The 16383-nt window shown below is 69.0% G+C and carries 14 protein-coding genes and 1 tRNA gene; 9 read left to right on the top strand and 6 right to left on the bottom strand.

The genetic code is table 11. The features are described from left to right. The first annotated feature begins 40 nt into the window (after positions 1-40). Both GU927_RS12580 and GU927_RS12575 read left to right on the top strand, forming a co-directional pair. Positions 41-700, top strand: coding sequence for a GntR family transcriptional regulator (locus tag GU927_RS12580; RefSeq protein WP_161762800.1), 660 nt, complete (start codon positions 41-43; stop codon positions 698-700). Positions 701-887: 187 nt separating this feature from the next. Continuing rightward, positions 888-2288, top strand: a complete 1401-nt coding sequence (locus GU927_RS12575) for an aspartate aminotransferase family protein (protein WP_161762799.1) — start codon at positions 888-890, stop codon at positions 2286-2288. Positions 2289-2351: 63 nt separating this feature from the next. On the opposite strand, the gene GU927_RS12570 is transcribed toward GU927_RS12575, so the two are convergent. Continuing rightward, positions 2352-3839: a nucleobase:cation symporter-2 family protein gene (locus GU927_RS12570; RefSeq protein WP_161762798.1), complete on the bottom strand. Its 1488-nt coding sequence runs from the start codon at positions 3837-3839 to the stop codon at positions 2352-2354. A 300-nt stretch (positions 3840-4139) separates the two neighbouring features. On the opposite strand from GU927_RS12570, the gene GU927_RS12565 reads away from it, so the two are divergent. The 4 genes from GU927_RS12565 to GU927_RS12550 all read left to right on the top strand — a co-directional run bounded on the left by GU927_RS12565 (position 4140) and on the right by GU927_RS12550 (position 8672). After that, positions 4140-5174 (top strand): cysteine synthase A, encoded by a 1035-nt coding sequence (locus GU927_RS12565; protein ID WP_161762797.1) that lies wholly within the window; start codon positions 4140-4142, stop codon positions 5172-5174. Next, entirely contained in the window at positions 5123-7816 is a 2694-nt protein-coding gene (locus GU927_RS12560; protein WP_161762796.1) for a DUF3772 domain-containing protein, read from the top strand. The genes GU927_RS12565 and GU927_RS12560 overlap by 52 nt, the downstream gene beginning before the upstream one ends. After that, positions 7813-8532 carry an alanyl-tRNA editing protein gene (locus tag GU927_RS12555; protein WP_161762795.1) on the top strand — a complete coding sequence of 240 codons (720 nt, stop codon included), beginning with the start codon at positions 7813-7815 and terminating at the stop codon, positions 8530-8532. The genes GU927_RS12560 and GU927_RS12555 overlap by 4 nt, the downstream gene beginning before the upstream one ends. A gap of 50 nt (positions 8533-8582) precedes the next feature. Then, a tRNA-Ser gene (locus GU927_RS12550) sits at positions 8583-8672 on the top strand. A gap of 477 nt (positions 8673-9149) precedes the next feature. Here GU927_RS12550 and GU927_RS12545 read toward each other — a convergent pair. The 5 genes from GU927_RS12545 to GU927_RS12525 are packed head-to-tail and all read right to left on the bottom strand — an operon-like array spanning position 9150 to position 13457. Continuing rightward, the gene (locus GU927_RS12545) at positions 9150-10076 is read right to left on the bottom strand and encodes an FAD:protein FMN transferase (protein ID WP_161762794.1); all 927 of its coding nucleotides are present in this window, start codon (positions 10074-10076) and stop codon (positions 9150-9152) included. Beyond that, the gene (locus GU927_RS12540) at positions 10057-12264 is read right to left on the bottom strand and encodes a PepSY domain-containing protein (RefSeq protein WP_161762793.1); all 2208 of its coding nucleotides are present in this window, start codon (positions 12262-12264) and stop codon (positions 10057-10059) included. Before GU927_RS12540 ends, GU927_RS12545 begins: the two co-directional genes overlap by 20 nt. Positions 12265-12275: 11 nt before the next feature. Beyond that, positions 12276-12746, bottom strand: coding sequence for a DUF2271 domain-containing protein (locus GU927_RS12535; protein ID WP_161762884.1), 471 nt, complete (start codon positions 12744-12746; stop codon positions 12276-12278). Between the two features lie 13 nt (positions 12747-12759). Then, on the bottom strand, positions 12760-13110 hold the full coding sequence (locus GU927_RS12530) for a hypothetical protein (RefSeq protein ID WP_161762792.1): 351 nt from the start codon (positions 13108-13110) through the stop codon (positions 12760-12762). A 38-nt stretch (positions 13111-13148) separates the two neighbouring features. Further along, positions 13149-13457 carry a PepSY domain-containing protein gene (locus tag GU927_RS12525; RefSeq protein WP_161762791.1) on the bottom strand — a complete coding sequence of 103 codons (309 nt, stop codon included), beginning with the start codon at positions 13455-13457 and terminating at the stop codon, positions 13149-13151. A gap of 147 nt (positions 13458-13604) precedes the next feature. On the opposite strand from GU927_RS12525, the gene GU927_RS12520 reads away from it, so the two are divergent. The 3 genes from GU927_RS12520 to GU927_RS12510 are packed head-to-tail and all read left to right on the top strand — an operon-like array spanning position 13605 to position 16314. After that, entirely contained in the window at positions 13605-14264 is a 660-nt protein-coding gene (locus tag GU927_RS12520) for a response regulator transcription factor (protein ID WP_161762790.1), read from the top strand. Next, the gene (locus tag GU927_RS12515; protein ID WP_161762789.1) at positions 14261-15610 is read left to right on the top strand and encodes an ATP-binding protein; all 1350 of its coding nucleotides are present in this window, start codon (positions 14261-14263) and stop codon (positions 15608-15610) included. Before GU927_RS12520 ends, GU927_RS12515 begins: the two co-directional genes overlap by 4 nt. Continuing rightward, complete coding sequence (locus GU927_RS12510; RefSeq protein WP_161762788.1) at positions 15607-16314, top strand: VIT1/CCC1 transporter family protein; 708 nt, start codon at positions 15607-15609, stop codon at positions 16312-16314. Before GU927_RS12515 ends, GU927_RS12510 begins: the two co-directional genes overlap by 4 nt. Positions 16315-16383 lie beyond the last annotated feature (69 nt).

Here is a 16383-nt window from a genome sequence, read left to right as displayed (position 1 = left end):
CGCAACGGTTACCTGTCGGGTGGTAACGTTGGACGGGACGATGGACGAAGACGCGCGCAAGATACCTTCGCACGAGGTCACCTATGGCCGTCTGCGCGACATGATCCTGTTCGGACATCTGGCCCCCGGCCAGCCGGTGACGATCCAGGGGCTGATCCGCGATCTGGAGGCGGGGATGACGCCGGTGCGCGAGGCGATCCGGCGGCTGACGGCGGAAGGGGCGCTGCTGCCGCAGGGGAACCGGCGGGTGGCGGTGCCGAACCTGACGCCCGCGCTGCTGGACCAGTTGGCCTTTGTCCGGCTGACGGTGGAGCCGAAGCTGGCGGAACTGGCGGCGGCGCATCTGACGCCCGCGCTGATCGACCGGCTGGAGGCGATCGACGACCGCGTCGACCGCGCCATCCGCGCGGGGTCGGTGACGGATTACCTGTCGTCCAACCACGAATTCCACTTCGCGCTGTACGAGGCGTCCGAGGCGCCGATACTGGTCGATATCGCGCGGGGGCTGTGGCTGCGCTTTGGCCCGTCGCTGCGGGTGGTCTGCGCGCGCTACGGGGCATCGGCCCTGCCGGACCGGCACGAGGAGGCCTTGGCCGCGATGCGGGCGGGGGACCGGGCGGGGCTGGCGCGGGCGATAGAGAACGACATCCAGCAGGGCATCGACCAGATCCGGCAGGCGCAGGCCGAGGGCGGGGTCTGAGGGCGGGGTCTGGGGGCATGGCCGGGGGTTTCACCCCCGGACCCCCAGAGTATTTGGGCCGGGATGAAGGGACCGGGCGGCCTGCGGGAATTTGATCAAATTTCTTGAAGGCGGCGGTCTTTGATCATAAGGTGGCGGGCGAAGCCTGCCGTTCGGGGCGGGCCGCTGATTCCGCGAGGGCCTTGCCATGAACATGATCACCAACCACCTGCCCACGGCAGAGCTGCAGGCGCTGGACGCCGCGCATCACATGCATCCTTTCACCGACTCGAACGGGCTGGCGGCCAAGGGCGCGCGGGTGATCACGCGGGGCAAGGGCGTGTGGCTGACCGACAGCGAGGGCAACCAGATCATCGACGGGATGGCGGGGCTGTGGTGCGTGAACATCGGCTATGGCCGCAAGGAGCTGGCCGAGGTCGCCGCGCGGCAGATGGAGGAACTGGCCTATTACAACACCTTCTTCCAGACGACGCATGTGCCGGCCATCGCGCTGGCGGCGAAGCTGGCGGAACTGGCGCCGGGCGATCTGAACCATGTGTTCTTCGCGGGGTCGGGGTCGGAAGCGAATGACACCAACATCCGTCTGGTGCGCCGGTACTGGCAGGTGAAGGGGCAGCCCGAGCGGCGCGTCATCATCGCGCGCAAGAACGGCTATCACGGGTCCACCATGGGCGGGGGCAGCCTTGGCGGGATGGCCCCGATCCATGCCCATGGCGGCAAGATCGACGGGATCGAGCATATCGACCAGCCCTACTGGTGGGGCGAGGGCGGCGAGATGACCGAGGCGGAGTTCGGTCTGGCCCGCGCCAAACTGTTGGAGGACAAGATCCTGGAGCTGGGCGCGGACAAGGTCGCGGCCTTCATCGGAGAGCCCATCCAGGGCGCGGGGGGCGTGATCGTGCCGCCCGCCACCTATTGGCCGGAAATCCAGCGCATCTGCGACAAATACGGCATCCTTCTGATCGCGGACGAGGTCATCACGGGCTTTGGACGGACGGGCAACTGGTTCGGCAGCCAGACCTTTGGCATCAAGCCGCATATCATGACCATCGCGAAGGGGCTGTCGTCGGGCTATCAGCCCATCGGGGGATCCATCGTCTGTGACGAGGTGGCGGCGGTGGTGGCCGAGGGGGGCGAGTTCTTCCACGGCTATACCTATTCCGGCCATCCGGTGGCGGCGGCGGTCGCGCTGGAGAACCTGCGCATCCTGCAGGAAGAGAAGATCGTCGAGCATGTGCGCGACGTGGCGCATCCCTACCTGAAGGAGCGCTGGGATGCGCTGACCGACCATCCGCTGGTGGGCGAGGCGAAGCTGGTGGGGCTGATGGGGTCCATCGCGCTGACGCCGGACAAGGCCAAGCGGGCCAAGTTCGCGAGCGAGGCGGGCACGGTGGGCTTGCGGACGCGCGAGCGGTGCTTTGCCAACAACCTGATCATGCGCCATGTGGGGGACCGGATGATCATCTCGCCGCCGCTGGTGATCACGCCGGCCGAGATCGACATCCTGATCGAGCGGGCGCGGAAGTCGCTGGACGAAAGCTATGCCGGGCTGAAGGCGGACGGGTTGCTGGTCGCCAAGGCGGAGTGAGCCCCGCCAACGATGCGAAAGGGCGGCGGTTCGCACCGCCGCCCTTTGTCTTTTGCCCGCCGGTCAGTGGTCGGCGGCGGCGGCGGCGGCCTTGATCGCGGCCTCGTCCACCTTGGCGCCGTTGAAGAAGGCGTTGAGGAGGACGGCGGCGACCGAGGCCAGCAGGATGCCGCTTTCGATCAGCGGGTGGATGGCATGGGGCATCCACATCTTGAAGTTGGGGGCGATCAGCGGGATCATCCCGAAGCCGAGCGAGACCGCGACGACGAAGAGGTTGTTGCGGTTCTTGGCAAAGTCGACGCCCGCGAGGATGCGGATGCCGGTGGCCGCGACCATCCCGAACATCACGAGGCCCGCGCCACCCAGCACCATCGTCGGCACCGATTCCACCAGCGCCCCCATCTTCGGCACGAGGCCGAGGACGATGAGGATGATCCCCCCCGCCACGCAGACGAAGCGCGAACGCACGCCGGTCACGCCGACAAGGCCCACGTTCTGCGAGAAGGAGGTGTAGGGGAAGGTGTTGAAGATGCCGCCGATCAGCGTGCCCAGACCGTCGGTGCGCAGACCGGCGGACAGCATGGGCTGGTCGACCTTCTTGCCCGTCATGTCCCCCAGCGCGAGGAACATGCCGGTGGATTCGATCATCACCACGATCATCACCAGCGTCATGGTGACGATCATGACCGGATCGAAGGTCGGCATGCCGAAGTGGAAGGGCGTGATGAGGCCGAACCAAGACGCCTCGCCCACCTTGGCAAAGGTCATCGTGCCCATGGCGATGGCGATCACCGCGCCGATGATGATGCCAAGCAGAACCGCGATATTGGCAAAGAAGCCGCGGGCGTAGCGGGCAATGACGAGGATCGAGACAAGGACGATGGCCGAGACGAGGATGTTGGTCAGCGGCGCATAGGCGGGGTTGTTCATCTTGGCCGCCAGTGCCAGCCCTTCGGGCATGGGGGGCAGGCCCGTGACGCTGCCTGCCGCGGCGCCTTCGGTGACGGCCTTCAGCCAGTCGGCATGGGCGGGGTCCACGATCTGGGGCGCGGTGGGGCCGACGGGGTTGCCGAAGATCCAGTTGATCCCGATCCGCATCAGGCTGACGCCGATGACAAGGATGATGGTCCCTGTCACGACCGGCGGGAAGAAGCGGAGCATCCGGCTGATGAAGGGGGCTATGAGCATCGAGATGACGCCCGCCGCCATGATCGCGCCGAAGATGGCCTGCGCGCCCGCGGGGCCGCCATTGGCATTGGCCATGGCCACCATCGGGCCCACGGCGGCGAAGGTCACGCCCATCATCACGGGCAGGCGGATGCCGAACCACTGGGTCGCGCCCAGCGACTGGATCAGCGTGACGATGCCGCAGACGAAGAGGTCGGCCGAGATCAGGAAGGCCACGTCGGCCGGTTCCAGTTTCAGCGCCCGCCCGACGATGAGCGGCACGGCGACGGCCCCCGCATACATCACCAGCACATGCTGCAGGCCAAGGGTAAACAGTTTCGGGGGTGGCAGAACTTCGTCCACCGGATGGACCGACTGGGTCATTCGCGTTTCCTTTCCCTGAGGGGGGTTATCTTCGCGCCGTCTCCGCAGCCCCCCTCGGGATGCGGTCCGGTTAGTGGCCGGTCTTCGCCGGATTGGCGCGCAGGCTGCGGTTGAGACCGCCGCAGCGAGTCGCGCATTTGGTGGGGCCGGACCATAGAGCGGTTTTGCCGAAGGCAGACTTCGGAAATTTTTGAAACTGTTTGGAGGGAGGATTGAGGGTCAAACCGCCTGTTTCCCTGCCATGGCTTGAGATTTCTCGCGCCCGAGCCTAGACGTTAGCAAAAGGCGAAGGAACCCGACATGCGCACATTCGACGATCTGGCCGAGACCATCGGGAATACGCCGCTTCTAAAGTTGAAGCGGGCGAGCGAGATGACCGGCTGCACGATCCTTGGCAAATGCGAGTTCATGAATCCGGGCCAGTCGGTCAAGGACCGCGCGGCGCTTTACATCATCCGCGATGCGGTGGCGCGCGGCGCGTTGAAGCCCGGCGGGACGATCGTCGAGGGGACGGCGGGCAATACGGGCATCGGGCTGGCGCTGGTGGGTGCGAGCATGGGGTTCAAGACCGTAATCGTGATCCCCGAGACGCAGAGCCAGGAAAAGAAGGACATGCTGCGTCTGGCGGGGGCGGAGCTGGTGCAGGTGCCTGCCGCGCCCTATCGCAATCCCAACAACTATGTGCGCTATTCCGGCCGTCTGGCCGAGGCGCTTGCGCGGACGGAGCCCAACGGGGCGATCTGGGCCAACCAGTTCGACAACATCGCCAACCGTCAGTCCCATATCGAGGGGACGGGGCCGGAGATTTGGGAGCAGACCGGCGGCAAGGTGGACGGGTTCATCTGCGCGGTCGGGTCTGGGGGCACGCTGGCGGGCGTCGGCATGGCGCTGCAGCCCAAGGGCGTGAAGATCGGGCTGGCCGATCCCGAGGGGGCGGCGCTGCATTCCTTCTATACCGAAGGCAAGCTGGATGCGCCCGGCACGTCGATCACCGAAGGGATCGGGCAGGGGCGGATCACGGCCAACCTCGAAGGGTTCCGGCCCGATTACAGCTATCGCATCCCCGATGCCGAGGCGCTGCCGCTGGTCTTTGACATGCTTCAGGACGAGGGAATCTGTCTGGGCGGGTCGTCGGGCATCAACATCGCGGGCGCGATCCGCATGGCGCGCGACATGGGGCCGGGACATACGATCGTGACGATCCTGTGCGACTACGGCAACCGCTATCAGTCCAAACTCTATAACCCCACCTTCCTGAAGGAAAAGGGGCTGCCGGTTCCGGAATGGCTGGACCGCGCGCCGCGGGCCATCCCGACCGTGTTCGAGGACGCATGACCAAGCCGGGGTCGGGCCTGACGGCACGGCCGCGCGGGTTCGTTGCCGCAGGGCTTGCCCTTGCGCTGCTGCTGCTCTGGCCGGCGGGGCAAGGTGGGGCGCAGGAGGCAGCGGGGGGGCAGACGGTGCCTGCCCAGCCTCCGGCCCAGAGTGAACCGGCGCAAAGTGACCCTTCGCAGACGCCTGCGGCGGGCCCGTCGGGGGCGGGCGGCGCGGTTGCCGTGACCACGACCACCCCCGCCGCCGAAGCGGTGCGGCCCGCGACATCGGTCGTCGTCTCCAAGGGCAGCGGCAAGAGCGCCGCGCTGGATTACGAGGCATGGGAGCGCGCCGCCGAGCGGGCCGAGACGGTGATTGCCAATCTCGACGCCGAGGACCGTGTGCTGGAGTCGCTGCGCGTCCAGCTTGTGGGCTGGCGGGCCGATTTCCTTGCCGCGCAGAACACCAATGCCGCCCGTATCGCCACGCTGCGCGAGCAGATCGCGGCTCTTGGCCCCGCCCCGCCCGAGGGCGAGACCGAGGCCGAGGAAATCGCCCTGCGCCGCCAACAGCTTGCCGACCAACTGGTCCGCCAGCAGGCGCCCGTGCTGAAGGCCGAAGAGGCCTATCGCCGTGCGGACGGTCTGGTGGGCGAGGTGGACCGCGTGTTGCGCGAACGTCAGGCGAGCCAGTTGCTGCAGCTATGGCCCGCACCGATCAATCCGGCGAACTGGCCCGAGGCGGTGGTGGCGCTGGGCGAGATCACCGTGCGGCTGTGGACCGAGACGGCGACGCGCTGGACGCGGGGCGACGGGCGGCGGGCCCTGCTGGACAACCTGCCGCTGATCGCGCTCTTGGTGGTGGCGGGGGGGGCACTGGTCACGCTGGGCTGGCGGATGATCGCCCCCCTGCGCGCAAGGCTGCCCGCCCCGCGCACGGCACGGGGGCGGCGCGTGCAGGCCCTGCTGGTGTCGCTGCTGCAGATCGTGCTGCCGACGATGGGGGCGGCCGCTCTGGCCGTCGCGGCGCAGAAGACGGGGCTGGTCGGGCCGGTGGGACGTGCGGCGGTGGATGCGCTGCCGGTGATCGTCTTCGGTCTGGTGGCGGCGAACTGGCTGGGCAATGCGGTCTTTCCGGTCGAGGACGGGGGGGGCGACACGGCCTTTCTGCTGGCAGCCGAGCGGCGGGTCGAGGGGCGTTTCCTTGCCCGCACGCTGGGCCTGCTGCTGGGGTTGCAGGCGCTGCAGGACCAGATCGCGCTGGCCGTGGGGGCAAGCGATGCGGCCAATGCCGTGCTGGGCTTTCCCGTCCTTGCCACGACGGCCGTCCTGACCTTCCGCATGGGCCAGCTTCTGCGCCGCCACGTCACCGCGGAAAGCCGCAGCGACGAGGGGATGTCCTATGGCACGCGCGTGCTGGGGCTTCTGGCGCGGGGGGTGATGCTGACGGGGGTGGCGGGCCTGTTCCTCGGGGCGGTGGGCTATATCGCGGCGGCCACCGCGCTGGTCTATCCTTCGGTCATCTCGCTGGGGATCGTGGCGATGCTCTTCGTCGCGCAGCGCTTTGTGGCGGATATCTACGGGCTGGTGACGCGGTCGGATGCGGCCGATCAGGAGGGGCTGATCCCCGTCCTCATCGGCTTTGCCATGACGCTGGGGTCGCTTCCGCTCTTTGCCGTGGTCTGGGGGGCGCGCTGGGCGGATATCACCGAACTCTGGCAACGCTTCCTTGCGGGGTTCCAGCTCGGGGCGACGCGGGTCTCGCCCGTCGATTTCCTGATCTTCGCCGTGATCTTCGCCATCGGCTATGCGCTGACGCGCGGTGTGCAGGGGGCGCTGAAGGGGACGATCCTGCCGCGCACCTCGCTGGATCAGGGCGGGCAGAATGCCATCATTTCGGGCACGGGCTATCTGGGGCTGTTCCTTGCCGCGCTGGTGGCGATCAATTCGGCGGGCATCGACCTGTCGGGGCTGGCCATCGTCGCCGGTGCCCTGTCGGTCGGCATCGGTTTCGGCCTGCAGAACATCGTGTCGAATTTCGTGTCGGGCATCATCCTGCTGATCGAACGGCCCGTGAGCGAGGGGGACTGGATCGAGGTCGGCAATGTCTCGGGCACAGTGCGGGCGATCTCCGTCCGCTCCACCCGCATCCAGACTTTCGATCGGTCGGATGTGATCGTCCCGAATGCCGATCTGGTGACGCAGCGGGTGACCAACTGGACGCGGTTCAACCTGTCGGGCCGTCTGGTCGTGCCGGTATCGGTGTCCCATGGCAACGATACCCGCAAGGTGGAGCGCATCCTGCGCGAGATCGCCGAGGCGCAGCCGCTGACCATCCTGACGCCGCCGCCCGTGATCGCCTTCATGGGCTTTACCGCCGACGCGATGCTGTTCGAGATGCGGATCATCCTGCGCGACGTGAATTTCAGCGTGCAGGTCCGCAGCGAGATCAACCATGCCATCGTCCGCCGCTTTGCCGCCGAGGCGATCGCGATGCCGGGCGCGCCGCAGCCAGAGGCGCCTGCCGCGGCGGCGGGGGGCGAGGCGGTGGTCGAGGGGGACGGGCCCGCTGCTACCCGGCCCGGCACGGTGGCGCGTCCCGACCCCGCGGTGCCGTCTGCCCGCCGCGAATCCACCGACCCCACCCTGCGCGAGGACAAATGACCGAACTCCTGTTCCGCTCTGACGCCTATCTGCGCGAGGCAGAGGCCGTGGTGACCGGGCACACCGCCGAGGGCGGCGTGATCTGCGACCGCAGCCTGTTCTATCCCACGGGAGGTGGCCAGCCCGGCGATTCCGGCTGGCTGCTGTGGGACGGCGGGCGGCTGCCCGTGGCCACGGCGGTGAAGGCTGAAGGCGGGCAGGTGGCGCTGGTACCGGCCGAGCCTGCGGCCATGCCGCCGGTGGGCACGGTGCTGACCCAGCGCCTCGACTGGGACCGCCGCTATCGCCACATGCGGGTGCATACCGCGCTGCATCTGCTGTCGGTGGTCATCCCGTTGCCGGTGACGGGGGGCCAGATCGGGACCGAACGCGGGCGGCTGGATTTCGACATGCCCGATCCGCCTTCGGATGTGGGGCTGCTGCAGGACCGGCTGAACACGCTGATCGGGCTGGATTTGCCGGTCAGCGAGGACTGGATCACCGATGCCGAGCTCGCGGCCAATCCCGGGCTGGTCAAGACGATGTCGGTGCGCCCGCCCACGGGGCAGGGGCGTGTCCGGCTGATCCGCATCGGCGCGGGACTGGCGCAGGTTGACCTGCAGCCCTGCGGCGGCACCCATGTCGCCCGCACCGCCGAGATCGGACGGGTCGAGATCGGCAAAATCGAGAAGAAGGGCCGCCAGAACCGGCGTGTGACACTCGACCTCGCAGACTGACCCGCCGCCCCCTTGCGCCCGCTTTGCCTTGGCCTTAAGGAGAGCGCCAAGGACAGTTGGCCGAGTGGTCGAAGGCGCACGCCTGGAAAGTGTGTAGGCGGGGAACCGTCTCGAGGGTTCGAATCCCTCACTGTCCGCCATTCCCTTGAAGGTCGGCAAGATACTTAGATCCCTAGATGGCCGCTCTGAAGCCTGCTGTGACGAGGGGTTCGTTTGGCATCGTTTTCGCCAGATGCGGTCCTGACACATCGTGGCCTTCGGACCTTCCAGCGCCTTCCGTCACTTGTCGTCCACGAAACCGACAGCAGCACGATCCGCTTGCCTTGGCCGCGGCATGCGCTTTCCTGCCTTGTGGCTAAAGCATGAATAGCCAGTCTGATGGTGTGCATCGTACGCACTGCACCTGGTCTGCCTATCTCGGCCTTGTTCCGCGGATTGCCTCAGGGCCATTCGCATTGTCGGATGCAACCGGAGAAACGCGACGAGCCTGCAATTTGCCGTGGTCGATACGTTCTCCGCCAAGGACTAACGCCTGCGGCCGTTGTCCAGTTCTGTTTGGTACATGCGATGTGGAGCATGCGCTCCCGGTCGCTCGGCCGTCGGGCGCGGTCACGCCGTCACATGGCAAAATGACCTGTCCGGAAGGTTTCCCCGTTCCGGGAGATATAGAGGGCGCTGATCCCATGTCTTCTTGCCAACCGTTCCCCTGACTCCATCCCGAGCACCATCAGCGCCGTCGCCATGGCGTCGGCCTGCATGCAGCTTTCGGCCATCACGGTGACCGAGGCCGGCGCGCCGAGGAGCGGGGCGCGGGTGGCGGGGTTCATCGTATGCGACAGGCGCGTGCCGCGGATCTCGACGAAGTGGCGGTAATCGCCGGAGGTGGCGACGGACATGTCGGCCAGCATCAGGACGGAATGGCTGCCGCGCATCGGGCTGTCGGGCGCGTCGATCCCGACCGACCAGGCCGTTGCGTCGCCGCGGCTGCCGATGGCGCGCACCTCGCCGTCGATGGAGCAGAGGGCGCGGGTGATGCCGTGGCGGCGCAGCGTCTCGGCAAGGCGGTCGACGCCGTAGCCCTTGGCGATGCCCGACAGGTCGAGCGAGAGGGGCGCGGATTTCAGGGCGCGTCCGGATGGCCGGTCGATCTGCAGGGCCTGCGCGGCGGGGACCGGCGGGGCGCTGCTGGCGGCGCGGATCGCGTCTGGGTCGATGCGCGCGGGGCCGAAGCCCCAGGCCCGCACGGCGTCGCCGAGGTTCATCTCGAAAGCATTGCCGGTCAGCGCGCTGATGGAAAGGCCCGCGTCCAGAACGGCCAGCAGGGGGGCGGGCAGGGGGTGCCACTCGCCGCAGGGGGCGGCGTTGAACCACATCAGCGCGCTGTCGGCCTTCCATGTGGACATCTGGTCATCCACCTCGGACACGGCGGCTTGCAGCGCGGCGTGCAGGGGGAGGGGATCGGCAGGCGCATCGTCCAGCCGGACCTGCCAGGTCGTACCCATCGTCGGCCCCGAGAGGAGCGTGTCAGTAGCTGTCTTCCGCATAGCGTCCCTGCTGTTTCAGGCCATCGGGGGAAAGGTTCATGGGGGCGAGGATGTCGGCCAGCGCCTCGTGCACGCCCTGCGCCATGTCGCGCCCGCCGCAGACCATGATCCGCGCGCCTTCGGCCACGAGCGCGCGGATGCGCCCGGCATCGGCGCGCAGGCGGTCCTGCACATGCTGGCGGTTGCCAGTGCGCGAGAAGGCGGTCGCGGTCGAGGCGAGCTGTCCCTGCGCGGTCCAGTCGGCGAGATCGGCCTGATACAGGAAATCGGCCTGCGGGTGGCGCGCGCCGAACCAGAGGTGGATGGGCCGCCTGTGGCGGTTCGCGCGGATGAAGCCTGCGAGGGGACCGATGCCGGTGCCTGCCCCGATCAGAAGGAGGGGTGCCATGCTGCGGTCGGGGTGGAAGGCGGGGTTCGGCCGGAGGAAGGCGCGGACGGTCCCGCCCGGGGCGAGGTCGGTCAGCTGGCCCGAGCAGAGGCCGCCGGGATGTTTGCGGACCACGATTTCGGCAAATCCGTCGGCGTGTCCGGAGGCGAGCGAGTAATAGCGCGGCACGGGGCTGCCTTCGGGCAGGATGCCGAGCAGGTCGCCGGGCCGGAAGTCGGGCAGGCCACGCCCCGTCAGCCGGTCGAGGAGCCCGCGGCGCGGCAGGGCGAAGCGGAGGATGGCGGTGGGGGCCTGCGCCGCCCCGCCATGGTCGCGGCGCGTGGCGAGGGTGAGGGGAAGGCTGCGCGGCAGCGCGGGCTGGTGCGTGACGTCGAGCGGGATGCCCATGGTCTGGCCGAGCGTGCGCGTCCAGCGGGCGAAGGCCTGCGGCGACTGCCTGTCGATGCGGTCGAGCGGCAAGAGCATCCGCCATCCGGCCTGTCGCGCGGCGGCATCCAGCCATTCGGCAAAGGCGCAGAAGGCGGGAAAGTTGCGGTCGCCGAAGCCGAGGACGGCGAGGGATGCGGTCGGGTGGGGGCGGGTGCCGGCGATGCGCTCCACCGCGCCGGTCGCCGTGGAGGGGGCGTCGCCGTCGCCCCATGTGGCGGCAAGGATCAGGATGCGCCGCGCCGCGCCGTAGGAGCCGGGGGCGAAACCGGACAGCGGGGCGAGATGGACGCCTTGCCCCGCATCTTGCAGGGCGCGCCCGAGCGCCTGTGCAAAGCCCCATGTGCTGCCGCCCTCGCTGGCGGCGAGGATGACGGTTTCCGCCCGGTCGGCGGGGGCCATGCCGCGCAGCGCGGGGCGCGCCTTGCGGGCGCGGAGCCAGACGAGCGTGCCGGTTCCGCAGAGCACCGGCACAGACAGGGTCAGCAGGCCGAGGAGGAGGCCCCAGAGCGCGGCGCCCTCGCCGGTGTGGAGGAGGTAGATCCACTCTCCCGCGCGGGTCCAGACGCCGGGCGTCGCCCAGACCAGCAGCGCGCCCGTGCCCTGATCCACGTAACCGGTGCCGGAGGCGGTGGTCAGCGTGAGGACGTCGCCCGCATCGCCCGCATAGGGGAAGGTCAGGTCGCGCAGGTCCGAAAGGGGGATGGCTTGCAGGGCGGGCATCCCCGCGGGGGAAAGGCCGGTCCGGCCGCTGACTTCGGCGGGGAAGGCGGGGTTGGCGTCGTCCGCGGGCAGAAGGTCGAAGGTCGAGGCCGTCATCCACAGCGCGGTGACGGACGAGAGGGCCAGCGCCAGCACGGCAAGGCGGGCCATCTCGCCATGCCAGCGGTTCGCGGCAGGGCCGCGCATCGGGCCGAGGATGCGGCGCCATCCGCCCTGCCGGCGCGCGACCAGCACCGCGCCGGAGAGGGCAAGCACCAGCATCGCCAGCGCGGCGACCGCGGTTGTCCAGCGGCCTGCATCCCCGGCCAAGAGGGCGCGGTGGAGGTCGGTCAGCCATTCGCGCAAGGCCGAGGGGTCGGCGCTGCCCGCGTCCTGCCCCGTGGCCGGGTCGATCACCGCAGCGCGGGGGGTGTCGCCGTCGAACCAGTAGGCGGTGATGCGCCCCGAGGGCGCGCGGCGGATCTGTTCGATCGCGGGATGGCTTTCGGCGACCTTCGCCGCAAGGTCGGCGACGGTCTGTCCGGGGGCGGCTGCGACCGTGCCCATACGGTCCACCGCCGGAAAGACCGACAGGGCCGCCCCGCTGAGCGAGAGGACAAGCAGGAGGAGCGCGGCCAGAAGGCCGGGCCAGCGGTGGAACGCGCGGAGCATGGTCGGACCCGTCAGAAGGCGTAGGTGAAATCGGCGATGTAGCGGCGGCCTTGCACGGGCTGCCCCGCACCTGCGCCGGTCAGGGGAATGGCGACCTCGTCCGGGCTGTCGCGCATTTCCTCGACCGCGGCGTCGATGTGGAGCGTGTAGCCCGCGTCGAACAGCGCGTCGGCAAGGTCCATGGTCAGCTCGAGACTGCCCCCCGCGCCAACGCTGGCACCGGTGATCCCGTCCACCTGCGCGACATCGCCGCCGGTGAATCGCGTCCAGTCCGACAGGTGGCGGTAGTATTTGGACTTGCCCCCCGCCATCCAGAGGCTGCCCGCATAGGCGCCGGACGGGTCGGTGACGTAGATGGCAAGATAGGCCCCGCGCCCGCCATAGTCGGACAGGTTGGCGGTCAGGGTGACGGGCCGCGCGGCCGCAAGGCCGGGCGCGATCAGGGCCGTGGTCAGCGCGAGGGCGGCAAGGAGCGGTTTCATCATAGCCTCCCCCTCAGTTCGACTTCACGACGGGTGCGCTGCCGTCGGTGAACAGGCCGTTCTTCGGCGGGGCGACGGTGCCCGCAGGGGCGGCATTGCCCGCCGCGCAGGCGGGATCGTCCGGATTGCAGTCGTCGCTGTCGCTGCCGCCGCCGTTGCCGTCATCCGAACCGTCCCCGTTCGACCAGAGCCAGCCGCCCCCGTCCTCTCCGTCATCGACGACGGGAAGCGGCCGGATGGCAGAGGAGTGGGCCGGTCCTTCGAGTATGACGGGATGCGCGGCGGCCGGTGCGGTGCCCGCGCCGGCCTGGGTGCCAAGGCCGAGCGTTCCGCCGGCAAGGAGGAGGGCGAGTGCCTGTTTCATGGGTCTTTCCTTTGTGCAGGGGGGGGGATGGCCGCGGGTCAGTCGTCGGTGCCGTCATGGCTGCCGCCGCCTTCGCCGTGGTCTTCGTATTCCAGCTCGATGACCGTCAGCCGCGACGGGTCGAGCTTTGCCTCGATGTGCCTGCCGGTGGCGTCGGTGCCGATCACCTCGTAACAGCCGTCGTCCAGACGGATCCGCGTGACGTGCCAGCCCTGCGCAGCGGCGAAGCGTTCGACCGCGGCACGGGGTTGCCAGTCGGCCATCGGGACGGCGCAGTCGTCGTCGGCGCGCAGGGGGGTAGCGGCCAGAAGGCCCGCGATGACGAGGCTTGTTGAGAGGCGGATCATGCGTGACACTCCGGCAGGCTTGCGATGCACCCCTTCTGCGCCGCGAATCTGACGCCAGCCTGAAGCGAACCGTCTTTCTGCTTCAGGTCCGCGTCAGGTTCGCGCGATAGGGCAGGCCGCAGGAACGGGCCGCAGGGACAGGCTGTGATGCGGATATTGCTGGTCGAGGATGATCGCGTCATCGCGGGCGCCGTGCGCGAACAGGCCGAGGGCGAGGGCCATTCGGTGGACCATGCCGCAAGGCTGGACGCGGCGGACGACGCGCTGGCGACGGCGCATTACGGGCTGATCCTGCTTGACCTGATGCTGCCCGACGGGCGGGGGCTGCCCTTTCTCCGGGCGTTGCGTGCCAGGGGCGATGCGACGCCGGTCATCATCATGACGGCCCTCGACCAGGTGTCGGACCGGATCGAGGGGCTGAATGCCGGAGCCGACGACTATCTGGTCAAGCCCTTCGACCTGAGCGAGCTTTCGGCGCGGATCGGGGCGGTGTCGCGGCGCTATGCGGGCAATCCGAACCCGAGGATCGCTCTGGGTGACCTGTCGGTCGACATCGCCGCGCGCCACCTGACCCGCGGGGGACGGACGGTCGCCCTGACCGCGCGGGAATGGGTGCTGCTGGAAGCCTTCCTCCAGAAGCCCGGGCAATTGCTGTCCAAGGCGGCGCTGGAGGAGAAGCTCTACTCCTTCGACGCCGAGGTGGAGAGCAACACGATCGAGGTGCATGTCAGCCGCCTGCGCAAGAAGCTCGGGGCAGAGGTCATCGTGACGGAGCGGGGTCTCGGCTACCGTCTGGCCGCGCGATGAGGGGGGCGTCGATCCGGCTGCGCTCGGCGCTGGTCCTGTCGGGGATCGTGACGCTGCTCTGGCTGGCGACGGCGGGTCTGACGGCACGGCTTCTGTCGGCCGAGATGGACGAGGTGTTCGACTCGGCCCTTCAGGAAACGGGGCAGAGGATCCTGCAACTGGCCGTGGTCGACGTGCTGAACCGCGAGGAGGAGGGGATCACCCGCCGCGTCACGGGTCTGGCCGAGCATGAGGAGCATTTCACCTATGTCGTGCGCGACGCCGAGGGGGCGTTGCTGCTGACCTCGCACAGGGCCGATCCTGCGGATTTCCCGCTTTTTCCCGTGGCGGGGTTCCACGAGGCGGGCGGGCTGCGCCTCTATCAGGAGTCGGCGGTGCGCGGCACCGTGATCCTGACCATCGCGGAACCCCTGTCGCACCGGCGCGAGGTGGCGGTGGAGATGACGCTCGGCCTGGCGCTGCCGCTGCTGGTCATGGTGCCGCTGAGTATGGTGGCGATCTTCTACGGGCTGGGCATCGGGTTGCGGCCGCTGGACCGTCTGCGCGAGCAACTGGCGCAGCGCGGGGCGAGGCGGCTGTCGCCCGTCGCGACCGAGGGGGTCCCGCGCGAATTGGGGCCCATCGTGGATACGGTGAACGGCCTGCTGATGCGGCTGGAAAGCGCCTTTGCCGCCGAGCGCAGCTTTGCCGCCAATGCCGCGCACGAACTGCGCACGCCACTGGCCGGCGCCCTTGCACAGGTGCAGCGGTTACAGAGAATGGCGGCGGACGACGAGGTCCGCAGCCGGGCGGCAGGGATCGAGGCCACGCTGAAGCGGCTCACGCGTCTGTCCGAGAAGCTGATGCAACTCGCCCGCGCCGAAGGTGCGCGGCTGGTGTCCGGACACGAAGCCGATATCCGTGATGTTCTGCGCCTTGTGATCCGCGATTTCGCGGATGCGGACGGGGCGGAGCGGGTGGCGCTGGTCCTTCCCGACGCGCCGGTCCTGTCGGATATCGACCCCGATGCCGTGGCCATCGTGGTGCGCAATCTGGTCGAGAATGCCCTGCGCCACGGCGCGGGCGGGGCGGTTTGCGTCACGCTGGATGCCGCCGGAACCCTGACGGTGGACAATGTCGGACCGGTGGTACCGGAAGCACGGCTTGCCTCGCTCACCGACCGTTTCGTGCGGGGGGACGGGGGCGGCGATGGCAGCGGGCTGGGCCTTGCCATCGTCAACACCATCGCGGGCCGCATCGGTTCGCGGCTTTCCCTCCAGTCGCCCGTCCCCGGCGGGACAGAGGGCTTTCGCGCCAGCATCGCGCTGCGCGGTTTTTCACAGACAGCATTGGATGCAAGACCATGACCCTTCCCTATCAGTCCGCGCATGAGGAACTGCATTATCTCGACCGCGCGGGATGGCTGCGCGCCGCCGTGCTTGGCGCGAATGACGGGATCGTCTCGGTCTCGTCGCTGATCGTCGGAGTCGCGGCGGCCGGCCCCGACCGCGCCGCAATCCTGATCGCGGGGGCTGCGGGGCTGGCGGCAGGGGCGATGTCGATGGCGGCGGGGGAATATGTCTCGGTCAGTTCGCAATCGGATGTGGAGCGGGCGGATATCGCGCGCGAGAGGCAGGCGCTGATCGACACGCCCGAGGCAGAGGAACGGGAGCTGGCCTCGATCTATGAATCGCGCGGGCTTTCGCCGCAGACGGCGGCGCTGGTGGCGCGGGAACTGACCGCGCGGGATGCCCTTGCCGCGCATGTGCGCGACGAGCTGGGGCTGTCCGAGGTCCATGCGGCCAATCCGTTACAGGCGGCCTTTGCCTCTGGCCTGACCTTCACGGTCGCGGCCGCCGTGCCGATGGCGGCGGCGGCGCTGGCCCCCGCTGCGCAGATCATCCCGGCGGTCGTGGTGTCGACGCTGGTCAGCCTCGCCGGGCTGGGGGCGCTGGGCGCCCATGCAGGCGGCGCTCCGAAACTGCGCGCGACGGCGCGGGTCCTGTTCTGGGGCGCGGCGGCCATGGCCATCACCGCGGGCGTCGGGCGGATGTTCGGGGTGGCTGTGTGACAACGGGGCGACCCAGAAGGCACAGGATCAGGGTCTGGGCGGCTGCGATCCCTTGCAGGAAAGGTTGTC

The organism is Paragemmobacter amnigenus, assembly GCF_009908265.2.
Classification (GTDB): Bacteria; Pseudomonadota; Alphaproteobacteria; order Rhodobacterales; family Rhodobacteraceae; genus Paragemmobacter; species Paragemmobacter amnigenus.
Note: the sequence above shows the minus strand (reverse complement) of the source record. Positions and strands in the feature narration are given on the sequence as shown.

Excerpts from the sequence above, each read along its gene's own strand:
- GU927_RS12570 (WP_161762798.1), bottom strand. The coding sequence starts at position 3,839 with ATGACCCAGTCGGTCCATCCGGTGGACGAAGTTCTGCCACCCCCGAAA.
- GU927_RS12525 (WP_161762791.1), bottom strand. The coding sequence starts at position 13,457 with ATGATCCGCCTCTCAACAAGCCTCGTCATCGCGGGCCTTCTGGCCGCT.
- GU927_RS12510 (WP_161762788.1), top strand. The coding sequence starts at position 15,607 with ATGACCCTTCCCTATCAGTCCGCGCATGAGGAACTGCATTATCTCGAC.
- GU927_RS12560 (WP_161762796.1), top strand. The coding sequence starts at position 5,123 with ATGGCTGGACCGCGCGCCGCGGGCCATCCCGACCGTGTTCGAGGACGC.
- GU927_RS12575 (WP_161762799.1), top strand. The coding sequence starts at position 888 with ATGAACATGATCACCAACCACCTGCCCACGGCAGAGCTGCAGGCGCTG.
- GU927_RS12580 (WP_161762800.1), top strand. The coding sequence starts at position 41 with ATGGACGAAGACGCGCGCAAGATACCTTCGCACGAGGTCACCTATGGC.
- GU927_RS12515 (WP_161762789.1), top strand. The coding sequence starts at position 14,261 with ATGAGGGGGGCGTCGATCCGGCTGCGCTCGGCGCTGGTCCTGTCGGGG.
- GU927_RS12540 (WP_161762793.1), bottom strand. The coding sequence starts at position 12,264 with ATGCTCCGCGCGTTCCACCGCTGGCCCGGCCTTCTGGCCGCGCTCCTC.
- GU927_RS12555 (WP_161762795.1), top strand. The coding sequence starts at position 7,813 with ATGACCGAACTCCTGTTCCGCTCTGACGCCTATCTGCGCGAGGCAGAG.
- GU927_RS12520 (WP_161762790.1), top strand. The coding sequence starts at position 13,605 with ATGCGGATATTGCTGGTCGAGGATGATCGCGTCATCGCGGGCGCCGTG.
- GU927_RS12545 (WP_161762794.1), bottom strand. The coding sequence starts at position 10,076 with ATGCGGAAGACAGCTACTGACACGCTCCTCTCGGGGCCGACGATGGGT.
- GU927_RS12530 (WP_161762792.1), bottom strand. The coding sequence starts at position 13,110 with ATGAAACAGGCACTCGCCCTCCTCCTTGCCGGCGGAACGCTCGGCCTT.
- GU927_RS12565 (WP_161762797.1), top strand. The coding sequence starts at position 4,140 with ATGCGCACATTCGACGATCTGGCCGAGACCATCGGGAATACGCCGCTT.
- GU927_RS12535 (WP_161762884.1), bottom strand. The coding sequence starts at position 12,746 with ATGAAACCGCTCCTTGCCGCCCTCGCGCTGACCACGGCCCTGATCGCG.